This window comes from Mesorhizobium sp. M0664 (genome assembly GCF_040320565.1).
Lineage (GTDB): Bacteria > Pseudomonadota > Alphaproteobacteria > Rhizobiales > Rhizobiaceae > Mesorhizobium.
Window position 1 is genome coordinate 23,737 of record NZ_JAMYPW010000056.1, and the last position, 16,461, is coordinate 40,197.

18 protein-coding genes are annotated in these 16,461 nt (G+C 62.6%); 11 read left to right on the forward strand and 7 right to left on the reverse strand.

Annotated features, from left to right (window positions below; translation table 11 throughout):
• Nucleotides 1-8: 8 nt before the first annotated feature.
• The 4 genes from NKI39_RS30265 to NKI39_RS30280 form a co-directional block, all read right to left on the reverse strand.
• Nucleotides 9-572 carry a hypothetical protein gene (locus tag NKI39_RS30265; RefSeq protein ID WP_352501483.1) on the reverse strand — a complete coding sequence of 188 codons (564 nt, stop codon included), beginning with the start codon at nt 570-572 and terminating at the stop codon, nt 9-11.
• 484 nt (nt 573-1,056) lie between these two features.
• A complete protein-coding gene (locus NKI39_RS30270; protein ID WP_352501482.1) occupies nt 1,057-1,533 on the reverse strand; it encodes a hypothetical protein in 477 nt (158 codons plus the stop codon).
• Nucleotides 1,534-1,702: 169 nt separating this feature from the next.
• Nucleotides 1,703-2,362: an acyl-homoserine-lactone synthase gene (locus tag NKI39_RS30275; protein WP_352501481.1), complete on the reverse strand. Its 660-nt coding sequence runs from the start codon at nt 2,360-2,362 to the stop codon at nt 1,703-1,705.
• 83 nt (nt 2,363-2,445) lie between these two features.
• A complete protein-coding gene (locus NKI39_RS30280) occupies nt 2,446-3,168 on the reverse strand; it encodes a LuxR family transcriptional regulator (protein WP_352836442.1) in 723 nt (240 codons plus the stop codon).
• Nucleotides 3,169-3,321: 153 nt separating this feature from the next.
• On the opposite strand from NKI39_RS30280, the gene NKI39_RS30285 reads away from it, so the two are divergent.
• Genes NKI39_RS30285 through NKI39_RS30295 form a run of 3 tightly spaced genes read left to right on the forward strand, consistent with a single transcriptional unit; the run spans nt 3,322 to nt 6,061 of the window.
• Nucleotides 3,322-3,969 carry a cysteine hydrolase family protein gene (locus NKI39_RS30285; RefSeq protein WP_352836445.1) on the forward strand — a complete coding sequence of 216 codons (648 nt, stop codon included), beginning with the start codon at nt 3,322-3,324 and terminating at the stop codon, nt 3,967-3,969.
• Nucleotides 3,966-5,285 (forward strand): type I glutamate--ammonia ligase, encoded by a 1,320-nt coding sequence (locus NKI39_RS30290; protein ID WP_352836448.1) that lies wholly within the window; start codon nt 3,966-3,968, stop codon nt 5,283-5,285. Before NKI39_RS30285 ends, NKI39_RS30290 begins: the two co-directional genes overlap by 4 nt.
• Nucleotides 5,285-6,061, forward strand: coding sequence for an N-formylglutamate amidohydrolase (locus tag NKI39_RS30295; protein ID WP_352836451.1), 777 nt, complete (start codon nt 5,285-5,287; stop codon nt 6,059-6,061). Before NKI39_RS30290 ends, NKI39_RS30295 begins: the two co-directional genes overlap by 1 nt.
• A gap of 63 nt (nt 6,062-6,124) precedes the next feature.
• Here the strand turns inward: NKI39_RS30295 and NKI39_RS30300 are convergent, their stop codons facing one another.
• The gene (locus NKI39_RS30300; RefSeq protein WP_352836454.1) at nt 6,125-6,889 is read right to left on the reverse strand and encodes a hypothetical protein; all 765 of its coding nucleotides are present in this window, start codon (nt 6,887-6,889) and stop codon (nt 6,125-6,127) included.
• 60 nt (nt 6,890-6,949) lie between these two features.
• The gene (locus tag NKI39_RS30305) at nt 6,950-7,825 is read right to left on the reverse strand and encodes a DUF7847 domain-containing protein (protein ID WP_352501475.1); all 876 of its coding nucleotides are present in this window, start codon (nt 7,823-7,825) and stop codon (nt 6,950-6,952) included.
• A 146-nt stretch (nt 7,826-7,971) separates the two neighbouring features.
• Here NKI39_RS30305 and NKI39_RS30310 point away from each other — a divergent pair, with 146 nt between their 5' ends.
• From NKI39_RS30310 to NKI39_RS30340, 7 genes are all read left to right on the forward strand, one after another.
• Complete coding sequence (locus NKI39_RS30310) at nt 7,972-8,604, forward strand: DUF4129 domain-containing protein (RefSeq protein WP_352474990.1); 633 nt, start codon at nt 7,972-7,974, stop codon at nt 8,602-8,604.
• Nucleotides 8,601-9,539: a DUF4350 domain-containing protein gene (locus NKI39_RS30315; RefSeq protein WP_352836457.1), complete on the forward strand. Its 939-nt coding sequence runs from the start codon at nt 8,601-8,603 to the stop codon at nt 9,537-9,539. The genes NKI39_RS30310 and NKI39_RS30315 overlap by 4 nt, the downstream gene beginning before the upstream one ends.
• Nucleotides 9,540-9,661: 122 nt before the next feature.
• Nucleotides 9,662-9,925: a hypothetical protein gene (locus NKI39_RS30320; protein WP_352490116.1), complete on the forward strand. Its 264-nt coding sequence runs from the start codon at nt 9,662-9,664 to the stop codon at nt 9,923-9,925.
• Entirely contained in the window at nt 9,912-10,868 is a 957-nt protein-coding gene (locus NKI39_RS30325; protein WP_352449246.1) for an AAA family ATPase, read from the forward strand. The genes NKI39_RS30320 and NKI39_RS30325 overlap by 14 nt, the downstream gene beginning before the upstream one ends.
• The gene (locus NKI39_RS30330; RefSeq protein WP_352836460.1) at nt 10,865-12,172 is read left to right on the forward strand and encodes a DUF58 domain-containing protein; all 1,308 of its coding nucleotides are present in this window, start codon (nt 10,865-10,867) and stop codon (nt 12,170-12,172) included. The genes NKI39_RS30325 and NKI39_RS30330 overlap by 4 nt, the downstream gene beginning before the upstream one ends.
• Nucleotides 12,169-13,200, forward strand: a complete 1,032-nt coding sequence (locus tag NKI39_RS30335) for a stage II sporulation protein M (RefSeq protein WP_352473664.1) — start codon at nt 12,169-12,171, stop codon at nt 13,198-13,200. The genes NKI39_RS30330 and NKI39_RS30335 overlap by 4 nt, the downstream gene beginning before the upstream one ends.
• On the forward strand, nt 13,187-14,053 hold the full coding sequence (locus NKI39_RS30340; RefSeq protein ID WP_352836463.1) for an RDD family protein: 867 nt from the start codon (nt 13,187-13,189) through the stop codon (nt 14,051-14,053). The genes NKI39_RS30335 and NKI39_RS30340 overlap by 14 nt, the downstream gene beginning before the upstream one ends.
• Nucleotides 14,054-14,323: 270 nt before the next feature.
• On the opposite strand, the gene NKI39_RS30345 is transcribed toward NKI39_RS30340, so the two are convergent.
• Nucleotides 14,324-15,010 (reverse strand): D-lyxose/D-mannose family sugar isomerase, encoded by a 687-nt coding sequence (locus NKI39_RS30345; protein WP_023674428.1) that lies wholly within the window; start codon nt 15,008-15,010, stop codon nt 14,324-14,326.
• A gap of 246 nt (nt 15,011-15,256) precedes the next feature.
• Between NKI39_RS30345 and NKI39_RS30350 the strand changes: the two genes are divergently transcribed.
• Complete coding sequence (locus NKI39_RS30350; protein ID WP_352682109.1) at nt 15,257-16,315, forward strand: D-TA family PLP-dependent enzyme; 1,059 nt, start codon at nt 15,257-15,259, stop codon at nt 16,313-16,315.
• Nucleotides 16,316-16,461 lie beyond the last annotated feature (146 nt).

Consider the following 16,461-nt stretch of genomic DNA (forward strand, 5'->3'; position numbering starts at 1 on the left):
TCGCTAAATCAGTTATTAATAGAAATCGTCCCGGCAGCACAAAGATACCGGGTCCAATCCGCGGTTTTCTTTATCAATGTTACCTTGACGCGATTGCCCGTGAACGCTATCGGGTTGCCCCCAACGTCAAGCTGATAACTGAAACTAGTCCCGTCCTTACGATCGCCCTGAAAGAGAATTGTCGGGCGCGCCGCGCTCCCGCCGCAGTCGGCTCGCGCTGCATTGAAATGCATGTCGACAGGGCCATCGTAAACAAGATTGGTATCCACAGGATCGCCTACGGGGCCTTCCACCAACCAGACTCCGGCCAACGTCATCGCCTGTGACAGGACTGTCCGCACAAAACCGGGAATTCGTCTCTCTAGATCTGTGCATGCGGAAACATTGATAGCTATTGTCGACAAAATCCTCAAGACAGGTGGAAAATCAGAAGAGTATTTCACTGCGATTGTAGCTATCGCGATTGCGTCTTTAAGAGTTAATGCCGACACGTCTGCCTCTATCTGCTGCCGATTTGATATGGGATATAAAATATCCATCAAGGTTGCATCTACGTCCTCCCAGATATACATTAGGGCAGGCGCCCTGCTGAACTCTCCGGCGGCATACGCCTTTCTAAACAGATCCGAGAAAATGTCATGCGCTGCTATGAAGTCCAGCCCTAGCGGGCTCGCGTGGCAACCTTTAATTATATAGCCGCTGCTATCCCAACACTGCTTAGCGGCACTAGGAAAGGGGCAGTCGTAATGTTGTGACATCGTTGCGTGGTCCCAGTAGTCTTGGAACTGCGCGCAATCGCCGAATGAGAGTGCAGGGCAGGTTTGTGAAAAGCGAGGGGACTGGGCCGCAGCCGTCGGCGGACAAAGCAAACCAGCGCCCAATGTAAGAATTAGTGTCATCAAAAAAAAGAGCAAGCACCCGATCACGCTGGCTGAAGAGCGACGATGACCCCCAAGATAAGTGACCAATAAAGCACCCTTTCACTGTTCGACCATATCGATAAGCTTGGGACGTTACCCTGGATGGGCACGTGGAGAGAAGTACGGGTAGTAACCCCTACCAGCAGGCCTTCGTCGTGCTCCAGGTCGATCCGTTCACCGTGGCTGTCGCGTAAACACACCGAGGCGTACGACAGTACATATTATATTCCTTAATCGTTTTGGCACAGATTGATGTAGAGTTGCACGTTTGGTCTCCCGAGTCGCCCCCGACCTGAAAGTGCAGGGTTAGCGAGTCAACATTCACCGGTTGGCTGTTAATATCTTTACCCGTGGTTGTTTTAGTTTCGTAGTAATGCTCGTCATATAGATAATAACAATCTGTTTTTCCCTTGGAATGCAGCCAAATTGCACCCGAGGTAAGTACCGCTTCTGGCGACAATACGTCAAGCGAACCGTCAGTTTTCTCTTTCAATGGAAGTGCAATAGATGCGCTGGCTTCGCTCGATGTAAGAGGAGGCGCATCCGTTTGGCCGGCCGCAGAACCGATCATTAGCCCCATAGTTAAGATAAACGCTACAAAACGACCGCTCATTGCCATCTCCTTTAAAAAATAAGCGCGATATTACATCCCTCTGGGCCAAGCGTTATCTTCGGCGATGTTAGATGCCTGCTGCCGCCGATCGTGTGTGCCGACAGGGTCGTGGCATCAACCGCCAGCGGCGGCAGATAGCCGAACCACACGTCCCATGGCTTCAACCCGGTCACGAAGCAAACTCTATGATATCGCTGGTTTTTGGGAGGAACGGCAATTGCGTCCCCCGCCGAACCAGCAGACTCTGCTCGAACCCCAAGATCTTCCGAACGCTCGCGAGCGCCGCCTCATTCACCTCGATATACGCGACGATATACCATTCGCCGTTTTCTTCCCTGGCCATGCCCATCGGCTCGGCGCGCCACTTCAGCGCGCCATGGTGGGGCATGAAGTAGGTTTCCTGGATGCCGCCGACGGCGCTGAGGCCCTCGTCGAGAGCGTACTCCATCACCGCGCAGCACAGCTGCGTCAGCGTGCCCCTCAGTCCGGCAGTTCGTTTGTCGGGAACGACGAATGTGCGGGTCCATTCGGCCCAGTCGGGACGCCTCGGGACGCCCGATTTTTCACACATGTGAGAAAAAACCTCCGAGACCATGTGCGGCTCGCTCGTTGGGATCAATCGAGCCGAAGTCACTACGCGACCATCTTCAATACCAAGCAGGTAAGTCGCCGCGTCGGTATCGAATTGGTCTAGCTCGCGACCGTCCGGGCTCGGAGGGCGCCAATGTTTCTGGTGCACGAAGAAGTCGTGCCGGCGGCGCAGAAACTCGTCGAATTCGTTTTCGTAGAGATGCTTGTTATGCGCATTGACTACGTGGGCCGTTATCATGGCGCGATCCCCCGATCGTTCTCGCAGGGATACTCGCAGTCGCGCTAATATACGTCACCTGTCCGATGGGACAGTTGACGCGATTAGGGATGGATCAGACGCCGGCGCACCGCCTCGACGACCGCCTGCGTGGTCGTGCCGACGCCAAAAGCCTCGCGGGCCCGCGTCGAGTGCCATTTGACCGTGCGCTCGGTCAGGCCAAGGATCTGCGAGGTTTCCGATGAGGTCTTGCCGGCCGCGGCCCACAAGAGCACTTCTTTTTCGCGGTCGGTCAGCACGCCCTCGTGGTCGTCATCGTCATTCGCCAAGGCCTGGATCGACATGCCCGCGTATACCGCCATGGTCACCAGTTGCACCTGATGGCGCGGCGACAGGGTGCAGGCCTTCGCGGAAGAGGCAAACGACAGCACGGATTGCCAATGGTGAACGCTGAGCATCGGTACGGCGAAGCCGCTACAGATGCCGAACTCCGTCGCCTCACCGGCAACGCGTCGTGAGCCTTCCGTATCCGACCACTTTGCCGGGACTTCGGACCACAGGAACGGCTTCAGGGTCTTTGCCGAGTAAATGCAAACACCATCAGCCGCGGCATGCTCGGCCTGGACATAGCGTTCGAACCAGCCGGCCGGCCAGCCATTCAGTTCGACCATCGGTGCAAGCTTCTGCCCACCGAGCGGCACCCCGCTCAGGATAAGGTGCTCGAAGCCGAGATTCCTCACGGTCTCGAGAAGGTCGCCCAGCAGCGGCCCGGTAGCTGTATGTTTCCTGCAGCGTTCGACAAAGTCGAACACATCTGAATCGATCATGACACAGACCCCCCGTCTCCACGCCCGAAAACAAAGCTTATCTTAAATTAGAGACTTCGAATACTCCCAATAAGTGTGTCCGCGACGCAGGACGCGTGGACCAAAATCAGCTAAATCAGCCGGATTGTAGTCAGCAACACAGGACCCCCAAGCATGACGCCATCACTGCCGAAACGAAACGAGCCGTTCCGGGCTGGCGAAACCGCGCTGCTGCTGGTCGACATGCAGCGCGTCTGGCTGGAGCCGGGTGCTGATCCAGCGCATCCGGAGCGCGGTCCCGATCACTATTTCTACCGGCAGACGGCGTCGCAGACGATCCCCAACCAGGAGCGCCTGCTGGCGGCGGCGCGGGCCAACGGCGTCGAGGTGATCCATACAATCATCCAAAGCCTGACCGAAGACGGCCGCGACCGCTCGCTCGACCACAAGCTGACGCCGATCCACATCGCGCCGAGCCGGCCGGAGGGGCTGCCGGTGCCGTCGCTGGCGCCGGTCGGCGACGAGATCATGCTGCCGAAGACATCGTCGGGCGTCTTCAACTCGACCAACATCGACTATGTCTTGAAAAACCTCGGCGTGCGTTATCTGATCGTCGCCGGCATCATGACCGACCAGTGCGTCGACATGGCGGTGCGCGATGCCGCCGATCGCGGCTATCTCGTCACCTGCCTATCCGATGCCTGCGCCGCCGCCTCGCAGGAGCGTCATGACGGCGCGCTAAAAGCCTTCGGTGGCTATTGCTGGGTCACTGATACCGCCACCGTTACAGGCCGTTTCGAAGCCTTGGGACAAGCTGCATGACATCGACCGTCGAACCGCTGGTTGCCGTCGTCACCACCGATCTGTCGGCGATCACGCGCGGCCGCTCGGTCGTCGAAAGCAAGCTGCAGAAGATCGCCGCGACCGGCGTCGGCTGGCTGCAGGCCAATCTGTCGCTGACGCCGTTCAACTCGATCGTCGATCCCAATCCGTGGGGCTCGTCAGGCGATGTGCGGCTCGTTCCCGATCTCAACGCGCGGTTCCGCACGGCGCTGACCGGATCGGCGACGCCTTTCGACATGGTCGCCGGCAACATCGTCGAACTCGACGGCAGCCCGTGGGTCGGCTGTACGCGGACCATGCTCAAGGATGCGCTGGCGGAGTTGAAGACAGCGGCCGGGCTTTCCGTCATCGCCGCCTTCGAGCATGAATTCCATATCGAGGGCGAGTTCACACCGGCTCATTCGATGTCGTTGGCCGCACTGCGCCGCGCCGACCCGTTTGCCGCCAATCTGATGGCGGCGCTAGCGGAAGCCGGCGTCGCGCCCGAAGTGGTGATCGCCGAATTCGGCACCGACCAGTTCGAGGTGACGTGCGAGCCGGCCGATGCGCTTGCCGCGGCCGATCGCGCCGTCGCCATCCGCGAGATCACGCGCGAAGTCGCGCGATGCGCCGGCTGGCGGGCGAGCTTCGCGCCCAAGATCGCTCCGGATGCCGTCGGCAACGGCGTCCACATCCATTTCAGTTTCGTCGACGAGGCCGGCAAGCCGGCGACCTACGACCCGGCCCAGCCTGGCGGCCTTTCCAGCCGTGCCGCTTCGTTCTGTGCCGGTGTGCTGCGCCACCTGCCCGCGATCACCGCCATGACGGCGGCGAGTGTGTCGTCCTACTACCGGCTGAAGCCGCATAGCTGGAGCTCGTCCTACACCTGGCTTGCCGATCGCGACCGCGAGGCGAGCCTGCGCATCTGCCCGACGGTGACGATCGGCGGGCGCGATCCGGCGCGGCAGTACAACATCGAATACCGGGCGGCCGACGCCACCGGCAATCCCTATTTGTCGCTGGCGGCGATCGTGCGCGCCGGGCTGGAGGGGCTGAAAGCCAAGCTGCCGGCGCCGCCGCTGGTCTCGGGCGACCCGATACAGATGAGCGTTGCCGAGCGCAAGAAGCTTGGCCTCGTGCGGCTGCCGGAAACGCTGCCGATGGCACTCGACGCGCTCGTCGCCGACAAGACCGTCACCGGATGGTTCGCGCCGGTGTTCGTCGAGACCTTTGTCGGCCTCAAGCGGCATGAGACCGAGCGCCTCGCCGGTCTCGACCCAGTGGCGGTCTGCGATCTCTACCGGACGCTGTATTGATGGCCGAGCCGCTTGCCAACGCCATCCTACCGGAAGGTTGGCCACCCGCGGTCGACGCAATCAACGAAACGGGGCGTTCCGATATCGTTCTGATATGCGAGCATGCGTCCAATCATATCCCGGCCGAGTATGCGCGGCTCGGTCTCGACAGCCGCCATTTGCAGCGCCATATCGCCTGGGATATCGGCGCCGCCGCAGTGACCCGCGCTCTGTCGAAGCTGCTCGATGCTCCGGCTTTCCTCAGCTCCTATTCGCGGCTTTTGATCGATCTCAACCGGCCGCTTGGTTCCAGCGGCAGCATTCCGGTGCAATCCGAGGACACCGGCATCCCCGGCAATGTCGGCCTCGATCCGGAGGAGCGAAGCCGGCGTGCCGAAATCATGTTCGCGCCGTTTCATGACCGCGTGGCCGCCCATCTCGACGACCGGGCGAAGCAGGGCAGACCGACGCGGATCGCGACGATCCACTCCTTCACGCCGGTCTTCCTCGGCATTGCGCGGCCCTGGCACGCCGGCGTGCTTTACGATCGGGCAGTCGATTTCGGCCAGGCAGTGCTTGCCGGCCTGCGCGCCGACAGCGGGCTCAACGCCGCGGCAAACGAGCCCTACGTGATCAGCCGCGACGGCGACTATGCCATACCCGTCCACGGCGACGATCGCGGCATTCAGGCCGTCCTCATCGAGATCAGGCAGGACCTGCTCGCGAGCCGCTCCGGCATCGAGGAATGGGCGAAGCGGCTGGCGGCGGCATTGCCGGTGCAGACACAGGCTTTGTGAACAAGCTCGGCTCAGTAGCGCAACGCGAGAGCCGAGCCGTCGGTGAAAAGCCTCCACCCGTCCTCAGGAGAAGATTTCCGTCAAGTCTTCGACGCTGGTGCCTTCCTTGACTTGCCGCAATTCGACATAGCTGACCGCTGCGGCGATCGACAATACGACTTGCTCGGCTGCGCCCCGCAAGGCGTCCAGGAAGAACCCGAGCGTAATGCCTAAGGAAGATAGGACGCGGTCCGACGCAAAATTGATTGCGACCGAAGCCACGAATAGGGGAAACCAGAGACCGAGCAGACGCCAGCGGCTCCCCTTGGAAAGGTCGCGGCTGCGGCCCAAACTCGCGAATACCCCCAGTTTTTCCTGAATCAGAACCGGTATCGCTACAACCCAGAGAACCAACAACAAAAATCCCGGAACGACGAGCAGCACGAGGCCGACTGTGAAGCCAATGTTGACAATCAGCGAAATGCCGATTGCCGGCAGCAGGAGTGCCACGGCCGTCCCGATGCAATCACGCATCGACGGCCGCTTGCCGCTCAAATCCTCGATGGCAGCGCGCGTCAAAGCCACCTCCAGCAAGGACATGAGGACAATATAGCCGATCGCGCCAACCACCGTGAGCGCGACCCGTTGAACCGAGAATTCCGGGCCGCCATGCTCGACATTCGTAACGGTATTCCTGAACCAGAGCGCAAATACGAATCTCGGCAGGGCGGAGAAAATCAAGGCAAGCCCTAGGCAAAGAACGGGATTGCGTCCGATGACGGCAAAGCTGTCGTTGAAAACCCTGCCGATGCGAAATTTGTCGGGCTGTTCCAGCGTTATTGACGCCACGATATTACCTATCCAGTCCAGACCGATCCTGACGCGATGAAGGCAGCAAATCCCTTGCCGCTACGAGAAGATTTCCGCCAAGTCTTCGACGCTGGTGCCTTCCTTGATTTGTCTCAGCTCGACATAGCTAACGGCGATGGCAACCGATATTACCGTCGACACGACCGTTGACACAACGGCGCTTCCAATCGCGCCCACAATCAGGCCAACGGTCGAGAGGCTGCCGGTAAGGGCGAAAGCCAATCCAAACACCAAAGCGAATGCCATTTGGAAGGCAATCGCCACCAAGAACAGAATCAGCAAAAGGCCGAATAGTGACCAGCGGCTGCCCTTCGTCAGGGCGCGGCTCCGCGACATCGAGCCAAACACGCCAAGGCGCTCCTGGATCAGCACGGGTACGGAAACCGATATACCAAGCAACCACATGATGCCGGGAACAAGCAGCATCACGAACGCGATGATCGTCCCGAAGATCGGGATAATCAGCCCTGCGACGGCAATCGCAACAACCCCGAGGACCATGACGAAAAAGACCACCAGCCCGATCCCAAGCGTCGGGAATATGCAGCGTAAAGCTATTTGGATGCAGTCACCGATTGCCGGGCGCTTGCCGTTCAAGTCTTCTATCGTCGCCCTCACCAGTGATGATTGAAACAACAAAGCCAGCACAAGATATATCAAGCCAAAAGCCACCGATATTAACGAGTTGCGTAGAATCGCCGAGGGATCGGCAACAGCCAGAGTTTCGGGACTAGCAATATTGATGTTGGCAAAATTGCTGTAATTCCAAAGGTTAAGCACCAGTGCCGGAAGGGCGGAAAAAAGAGCCGCTAGTCCGACCAACAGACCCGGATTGCGGCCGATAACCGCAAAACTGTTGCTGAAAACCCTGCCGATGCGAAACTTGTCCGACCGTTCCAATGTCGTTGAAACCATGATGCGTCCCCCGCTTAATCACCGCATATCGGCTGGTGATCCCCGCATTAAATGTGCCAACATTGGAGGTTGACGTCTAGTCCACTTGCAATTGTCTTGCCGCATTGCCAGTGTCGGCTGGGGAACCACAGGTTGCAGGGGAGAGGGTGGCGTTGGCACAGCCAGGCACAGCGGAAGCCGAACGGCTGACCAATCTGCACAAGCAGCTGATCGCCGATGAGTCGATCCAGTTCGACCTGCCGGCCTATGTGCCGCCAAAGCCGCCCGAGTGGCTGAAGCCGCTGCAGGATTTTTTGTCGTGGCTCAGTCCCTACATGATCTATCTGTTCTGGGGGGCGGTGATATCGGGCGTCGCAATCATCCTGCTTTTGGTCTTCCTCGAGGTGAAAGGCATCGCCTGGCGGCTGCCATGGCAGCGCGCGCGGCCCGAAGTCGAAGACGAAGAAACCTGGCGCCCAGACGCCGGCGCCGCGCAGATCCTGTTGTCGCAAGCGGATGCGCTGGCCGCACGCGGCGACTACGACGAGGCGGTTCACCTTTTGCTTCGGCGCAGCGTCGCCGATATTGCCGGCCGGCTGCCGGACTTCCTGCGCCCGTCGCTCACCGCGCGCGACATCGCCAATGCCCCTTCCCTGCCGGGAAGGGCGCGCCATGCGTTTACCGAGATCGCCCGCATTGTCGAGGCGGCGCTGTTCGCGCGCCGGCCGGTCGGCGCGGAAGGCTGGCGGCAGGCGCGCGGCGCCTATGAACGTTTCGCCTTCCGGGATGCCTGGACGTGAGCGCACCGGCGGTCGAGGCACAGGAGCCGTTCAATCGAAAGACACTGTTTTGGGGGATTTTCGCCAGCCTCCTTGCGGCAGCCGGTTTCTTCCTGCTGTCCACCTATGCTCCCGATTTCCGGCAACCCGGCAATGGCGGCGCCACGCCGCTGTCGAAAAGCGGCGTCGGCTACGCCGGCCTGGCGGAATGGCTGCGGCTCACCGGCGAAGCGCCCTTGATGGCGCGGACCGAAGACGATCTTGCCAGAGATATACTGCTGATCGTCACCATCTCGCCCGACAGCGATCCGGAGGCGCTTGACCGCATTCTTGAGCTTCGCGATGACCGCGAGACTCTCTTCGTGCTGCCCAAATGGCAGACCTTGCCCCTCCAGCAGCATGAGGGATGGAAGATGAAAATCGAGCGTTTGCCCGACACCGTAGTCAACAATTGGCTCGGCCGGATCGCCAAGGCCAAGCTCGGTGTCGGCAGGAGCACCGTCGAGCAACTCGAGATCCGGGGCCATCTCGTCGCCGCGCCGCAAGACATGCAATGGGTTGCCGACGATCACCCGATCATTGCGGCAGGCAGCGGCAAGGCCGTCCTCGTCGAATTCCAAGACAAACCCTTTTTTATCCTGACCGACCCCGACCTAATCAACAATTCCGCGCTTGGAGATGCCGACAAGGCGGCCGCGGCGCGCGACCTGATCCAATGGCTGCGGCCTGGCAAGGGTCTGGTCATGTTCGATCTGACACTGCACGGCGGGGCGCGGAAATATGACCTCGCCAAGCTTCTGGTCGAGCCGCCGTTCCTGGCGCTGACACTGACGATCCTGATCGCTGCGGCGCTGGCGTTCCTGCATGGCCTTGGCCGGTTCGGCCCGCCGCGGGTTGGCCAAACCGGGCAGGCCGTGGGGCAGCGGGGGGGGGTGGGTACGCCGGCGCGGGGGTAGCGGGGGGGCGGGCGGGGCGGGGGGCGGGCCTGCTGGGCCTTGGCGGGTGCGGCCCGCCGCGTAGCCACCCGCGCGCTAGGGCCTCCGCAACCCGGGCGCTGGTCTAAACGACGGCGATGCTCATGCGGCGTGCCGGCCGGCTGGACGAGCTGGGAGGCCGCTATGCGGCCTTGATGCGGGTGCGCGCCGGCGCGCTGCTCGGCGCACCGCAAGGGTTGCAAGGCAAAGCGCTCGACCACTGGCTCGACTCTCGCGATAAGGAGCAAGCCGGCGGCTTCACGACGCGCTCGCAAGCGGCCGGCGAGGCGAAGAATCTGACGCAGATGCAACAGGCAGCAGAACGGCTGCATGACTGGACGGCAAGGAGGCTCGGTGAACGTCGATGATGTGAAGGCCCTGGCGACACGGATCAGGGAAGAAGTGGCCAAGGCGATCACCGGGCAGCACGATACGGTCGACCTGATGCTGACCGCCTTGTTTGCGGGCGGGCATATCCTGCTGGAAGGTCCTCCGGGCACGGCCAAGACCATGACCGCGCGCTGCTTCGCCCAGGCGCTTGGGATCGCCTACGGGCGGATCCAGTTCACGCCGGACCTGATGCCCGGCGATATCGTCGGGTCGAACATCTACAACTTCCAGACCGGGCAGTTCACGCTGACGCGCGGCCCGATCTTCTGCGATCTCCTGCTTGCCGACGAAATCAACCGCACGCCGCCCAAGACGCAGGCCGCACTGCTCGAGGCGATGCAGGAGCATGCGGTCACCTTCGACGGCACCACGCATTCGCTCGGCCGCAATTTCATGGTCGTCGCGACCCAGAATCCGATCGAGCACCAGGGCGTCTATCCGCTGCCGGAGGCGCAGCTCGACCGCTTCCTGTTCAAGCACCGCGTCAGCTATCCCGGCCCCGAGGAAGAACGAGCCATCATCGTCCATCATGGCGGCGGCTCCGCCTCGCACGACATCGCGCAATATGGCATCGAGGCGCAGACGGATCGCGAAACGCTGCAGGAGGCCCTTGAAGTCGTCGGCTCCGTCACCCTTGTCGACGATGTCGTCGGCTACATAGCGGCGCTGGTTCGGGCTACGCGCGAAAATGCCGATCTGGAGGTCGGGGCCAGTCCGCGCGCCGGCGCCATGCTGGCGCGGGCGGCGCGTGCCCGGGCGGCGCTGGACGGACGCGCCTATGTGATCCCCGACGATGTCAAGGCGCTGGCGGTGCCGGCGCTGCGTCATCGCGTCATCCTTTCGCCTGCCGCACAGATCGATGGCCGGCTGGTCGAGCAGATCGTCTCCGACCTGGTCGACCAGACGGAAGCACCACGTTGATCTATCCCAGCGGCCGAGCGGTATGGGCAGCTGCGGCCGGCGCGGTGCCGGCCTTCCTGGTCGCGCTGGCATTGCCGTCGTTCTGGTATCTGGGATTGCTGTGGAGTTGCCTGCTGCTTGCCTTCCTGGCGGTGGATGCCGCGGCCGGACGCGGACGGGCATCGCTGAATGCCAGCATCGATGCGCCGCAGCAGGCCGGTGTCGGCGGCGAGTTCAGCGTGCAAATCACCGCCCGTCACTCGGGGCCGTGCGCCGCGGAGGCTCGCGTCGGCCACGATGCACGTCTGGCGCCGGTGGACGGCAGCGGCGGCGCCTTGCTGCCAATCGCCGGAGGCGGGTCGCTCAACCTCCGCTTCCAGGCGCTGCGGCGCGGCGTCGCCAGCTTCGACCGTCTCTGGGTGCGCTGGCGCGGGCCGTTCGGGCTGGTCTGGAACCAGGTCGTGCTGCCGGTGGAAAGCAAGGTTGCGGTGCTGCCCGACGTCAGCAGCGCCCGCGGCGAGGCGATCACGCTGCTGCAACATGCGGCGCTTGCCGAAGGCCATGCGCAGCGCCGCGCCGGTCAAGGCCGCGAGTTCGACGCGCTCAAGGACTACCAGCCGGGCATGGGCCGGCGGATGATCGACTGGAAGCGCAGCGCCCGCCACGGCAAGCTGTTGGCGCGCGAGTTCCGCATCGAGGAGAACAACAACATCGTGCTGGCCATCGACAGCGGACGCCTGATGTGCGAACCGGTCGACGGGGTGCCGAAGGTGGACCGGGCGGTGACGGCCGCCCTGCTGTCGGCATTCATCGCGCTGAAGGGCGGTGACATGGTCAGCCTGTTCGGCTTCGATGCAAGGCCGCGCGTTTCGAGCGGCGCGGTGCGCGGCGCCGCCAGCTTTGCGATGATCCAGAAACGGGCCGCCGAGATCGACTACTCCAGCGAGGAGACCAATTTCACGCTGGCATTGACGACGCTGGCGGCGCGGCTCGACCGCCGCTCGCTGCTCATCATCTTCACCGATTTCGTCGATCCGATCAGTGCGGAATTGATGCTGCGCACCGTGGGCCGGCTCACCGAACGGCATCTCGTGCTGTTCATGATGATGAAGGACACCGAACTGGAGAGCCTGGCCGACCTGCCGCCACGCTCCGGCGAGGATGTTGCCCGCGCGGTCGTTGCCGGAGGGCTCTTGCGCGAAAGGCAGGTCGTCATCGGCCGGCTGCGCCTGCTTGGGGCGCATGTGATCGAAGCCGACCACAACCGGCTCGGTCCGGCGCTGGTCGAGCGCTATCTGCAGTTCAAGCAGGAGGATTTGCTGTGACGGCGCCGGTACGCGGCAATGCGGAGCGCGGCGACGCGGTACGCCAGTCGCTGGCCAGCTTCCGCCGCGAGCGCGAGGCCGACTGGAAGGCATTCGAGGCGCTGCTGGCGCGTGTCGAGAAGCGTGCGCCGCGGACGCTTTCCGAAGAGGAGCTGCTGTCGCTGCCGCTGCTCTATCGATCGGCGCTGTCTTCCCTATCGGTGGCGCGCGCGACATCGCTCGATAATGCGCTGGTCGGCTATCTCGAAGCGCTGTCGCTGCGCGGTTATTTCTATCTCTACGGCGCGCGCCGCGGGCTGCGGCAGCGCCTCGCCGATTTCTTCCTGCATGACTGGCCCGAAGCCATTCGCGACCTGTGGCGCGAGACATTGGCGTCGGTCGCGCTGATGGTGATCGGCATTGGTGCAGGCGCCTGGCTGGTGGCATCCGACAAGAGCTGGTTCGACGCGATCATCCCGCCCGGCCTGGCAGGAGGCCGCGGCCCCGACACCTCGGCCGAGCTGCTGCGAGGCATGCTTTATGATGGCGACAATGGCTTTCTCTCAGGCTTTGCCGCCTATCTGTTCACGCACAACGTCCAGGTCGCAATCCTGGCCTTCGCCCTTGGCTTCGCCTTCGCGGTGCCGACGGTGCTGCTGATGCTGTACAACGGCTGCATGATCGGGGCGTTGTTCCAAGTCTATTGGTCCAAGGGGCTTGGCATGGAGCTCGGCGGCTGGCTGGCCATCCACGGCACCACCGAATTGTTCGCAATCTCTTTGGCCGGCGCGGCGGGCATGCGCATCGGCACCAGCATCGCCTTTCCCGGCGAATTGACACGCATGGCGGCAGCGGCTCGCGCCGGACGCATCGCCGCGAACGCCATGGTCGGGGTCTCGGTCATGCTGCTGTTTGCCGGGCTGCTCGAGGGCATTGGCAGGCAGACCATCACCAGCGACGTCACGCGCTACGGCATTGGCGGGGGCATGCTGGTGCTGTGGATCGGTTATTTCTACCTGTTCCGGGCGGTGCGGCATGGCGATCGTTAAACGCGCCGCCTTCGCGGCTATACGGCCGCTGATCACGCCCGAAGGCGTCGATCTCCGGATAAAGTTGGCCGACGCCGGCACGCGGGCTTCCGCCTTCCTGCTCGACATCGTGTTCATCGCCGTGGCGGCAATCGTGATCACGATCGTCGCGCTATTCGGGGTGGGAGGCCTTGGCAGCGAGGGATTTCAGCCGCTCTTCGTCGTCTGGATCATCCTGATCTTCTTTCTGCGCAACGCCTACTTCATCGTTTTCGAAGCGGGCCGGCGCGCGGCTACGCCCGGCAAGCGGATCGTCGGCATCCGGGTCGCGTCGCGCAGCGGAGACGGCCTGTCGATCGACCAGGTCATCGCCCGCAACCTGATGCGCGAGATCGAGGTGTTCCTGCCGCTGTCGATCATCACTGGACGCAGCGGGACCGACCTCGCCGACACGCTGACGACGGTGTTCGGACTGGTGTGGACGCTGCTGTTTGCCTTGTTCCCGCTGTTCAATCGCGACCGCATGCGGATCGGTGATCTGTTGGCGGGGACCTGGGTGGTAGAGGCGCCGAAGCGCGCCTTGCTTGAAGACCTGTCGGCACGACAGGATCCAGCGGCCGGCGCCTTCCGGTTCAGCCACGCCCAGCTCGATGCCTACGGGATTGCCGAACTCCACAAGCTGGAGGAGGTGCTGCGCCGCGATGACTATTTCGCCCTGCGGACAGTGGCCGAAACGATCGGACGCAAGATCGGCGCGGCACCCCAAGCCCATGACGCACGCGCGTTCCTGACGGCTTACTACGGCGAGCTACGGGCGCATCTCGAACGCAAGCTGCTGCTCGGCAACCGCAGGGCCGACAAGCATGCGCGGTAGCAGTTGCCGAACAGGCGCAGCTAGCGAGAAGCATCGGTGCTGCCCCTCATCCGCCTGCCGGCACCTTCTCCCCGTATAGTGACGGGGAGAAGGGAGATAGACGCAATGTCGACCACTATTCCGCAACGCTGCCAGTTTGCGAAACCATCTGCGATAGCGTCTTTCTCCCCGTCACTATACGGGGAGAAATGCCCGGCAGGGCAATGAGGGGCGGCGCCGACGAACCTGATGAGCCCCTCTCATGAACCCCGGTTCAAATGCCACCCTCCCCTATCCCACCCACTTCTCATAATCGGACACCAGCAGGTGCAGCGGTGCTGTGTCCTCGTCGATGTCCGCGAAGCGGCCGATTGGTTCGCGGAAGACGTTGTCGGTGAGATCGTCGTTGACGGTCGAAACCTCGCCGATCAGCACGTCCTTGCCCTCGGCCCAGAAGGCGTGCCAGACGCCCGGCAGCAAGGTGACGCTCTGGCCTGGGTCGAGCTTCAGGAGCCCACCCGCAGGTAGTCTGTGGATGGTTCCGTCGACAGGCACCGATACTTCGGCCTTCGGATCGATGCCGCCATCGCGATCATGCATGAACAGCTCCAGCACCAGCTTGCCGCCGCCACGGTTGATGATGTCCTCGGCCTTGATGTTGTGGCGGTGCATCGGCGACAGCTGATCCTTGCGCGAGATCATGATTTTTTCGGCATAAAGCATGCCCATGCCCTTCTTCATGTCCTCGTAGCGGCCGTTGCGAACGGTGAACAGGAACAGGCCGAGCTCGTCGAATTTCTCCTGGCCGTAGTCGGTGATGTCCCAGCCAAGCCGCGACGAGAAGATTGCCGACGAATCCTGCCGGCGCGCCTTCATCTCTTCCGGCGACCAGTAGGCGAAGGGCGGCATGATGTAGCCGAACGAGCGGATGAAGGCGTCGGCGTCGCGGATGATGTCGTTGATGGCGGAGCGTTTCATGATCGTGGTTCCTTCCCGTCGCTTTGCGAGCGCTAGAACGGTTCATCGTTTCACGGAAACGCCGAACCGCTCGATCTTTTTTTGGACGCAATTCCGGACGGAAAACCGTTTCACACTTTTCCTGGAATTGCTCAAACCGCAATAGCCGAACGTCCATCCGGTGTCGATGCAAACTGCTGTCGCTGGCCCCATGACATGCGGTCCGATCAGGGCCATAAGGTCAACCAATTTTCCGATGGTGAGACCATGCGCAGCATAGACGACCTCGATACGCCGGCGATCCTGATCGATGCCGACCGCGCCGAAGCCAATATCGCGCGGGCGCAGGCCCATGCCGACCGGCACGGGCTGAAGCTCAGGCCGCACGTCAAGACCCACAAGCTGCCCTACTGGGCAAAGAAGCAGATCGCGGCGGGCGCCGTCGGCATCACCTGCCAGAAGATCGGCGAGGCCGAGGTCATGGCCGATGCCGGACTGACCGACATCTTTCTGCCCTACAATATCGTCGGGCGGGCCAAGCTGGAGCGCCTCAAGGCGCTGCACGGCCGCGTAACCCTGTCGGTGACAACGGACAGCATGGACACGCTGATGGGGCTTGCCGCCACCTTTGCCGATCCCGGCCACCGCCTGCCGGTGCTGGTCGAATGCGACACCGGCATGGGCCGCTGCGGTGTGCAGTCGGCCGGCGAGGCAGTCGCGCTGGCGAGCGAGATCGACAAGGTTCGGGGGCTCGTCTTCGGCGGCTTGATGACCTACCCGGGGGCCGGCCGCGCCGCCGAGACCGAGGCGTGGCTCGCCGAAGCGCGGCAAGCACTTGCCGCAGCCGGCCTTGCTTGCGAGCGCATCTCCAGCGGCGGCACACCCGATATGTGGCGTTCCGGCGAGCACAGCGTCGTTACCGAATACCGGCCCGGCACCTACATCTATCTCGACCGCTACCAGGTCGCCAAAGGCGTCGGCAGCCTCGACGATTGCGCACTGACGGTGCTGTCGACGGTGGTCAGCCACCCAACGCCGACACGCGCGATCCTCGACGCCGGCAGCAAGGCCCTGTCCAGCGACACACTGGGGCTCGCCGATTTCGGTGAGCTGCTGGGCATTTCAGGCGCAAGGGTGACCAGCCTCAGCGAAGAGCACGGCAACGTCACGCTGTCAGGCGGCGCCGAGCTTCGCATCGGCGAGCGCGTGCGCGTCGTGCCCGACCATTGCTGCGTCGTCACCAACCTGTTCGACGAGGTGCATCTGATCGAAGGCGACAAGGTGCTGGAAACGCTGCCGGTGGCAGCACGCGGGCGGATGGGGTGAGTCCAGCTGGAGCGCGTGCGCTTCAGGTACAAAATCCTTCAAACGCTGGAGGGACAGCACCCCCCCTCTGGCCTGCCGGCCATCTCCCCCTCAAGGGGGTGTTTGGACCGGAGACATCGCGAACAGGTGTGCGAGGACATCGCGAA

Coding starts and splice junctions, on each gene's coding strand:
- NKI39_RS30265 (WP_352501483.1), bottom strand. CDS start 572: ATGTATATCTGGGAGGACGTAGATGCAACCTTGATGGATATTTTATAT.
- NKI39_RS30270 (WP_352501482.1), bottom strand. CDS start 1,533: ATGAGCGGTCGTTTTGTAGCGTTTATCTTAACTATGGGGCTAATGATC.
- NKI39_RS30275 (WP_352501481.1), bottom strand. CDS start 2,362: ATGATAACGGCCCACGTAGTCAATGCGCATAACAAGCATCTCTACGAA.
- NKI39_RS30280 (WP_352836442.1), bottom strand. CDS start 3,168: ATGATCGATTCAGATGTGTTCGACTTTGTCGAACGCTGCAGGAAACAT.
- NKI39_RS30285 (WP_352836445.1), top strand. CDS start 3,322: ATGACGCCATCACTGCCGAAACGAAACGAGCCGTTCCGGGCTGGCGAA.
- NKI39_RS30290 (WP_352836448.1), top strand. CDS start 3,966: ATGACATCGACCGTCGAACCGCTGGTTGCCGTCGTCACCACCGATCTG.
- NKI39_RS30295 (WP_352836451.1), top strand. CDS start 5,285: ATGGCCGAGCCGCTTGCCAACGCCATCCTACCGGAAGGTTGGCCACCC.
- NKI39_RS30305 (WP_352501475.1), bottom strand. CDS start 7,825: ATGGTTTCAACGACATTGGAACGGTCGGACAAGTTTCGCATCGGCAGG.
- NKI39_RS30320 (WP_352490116.1), top strand. CDS start 9,662: ATGCGGCGTGCCGGCCGGCTGGACGAGCTGGGAGGCCGCTATGCGGCC.
- NKI39_RS30340 (WP_352836463.1), top strand. CDS start 13,187: ATGGCGATCGTTAAACGCGCCGCCTTCGCGGCTATACGGCCGCTGATC.
- NKI39_RS30345 (WP_023674428.1), bottom strand. CDS start 15,010: ATGAAACGCTCCGCCATCAACGACATCATCCGCGACGCCGACGCCTTC.
- NKI39_RS30350 (WP_352682109.1), top strand. CDS start 15,257: ATGCGCAGCATAGACGACCTCGATACGCCGGCGATCCTGATCGATGCC.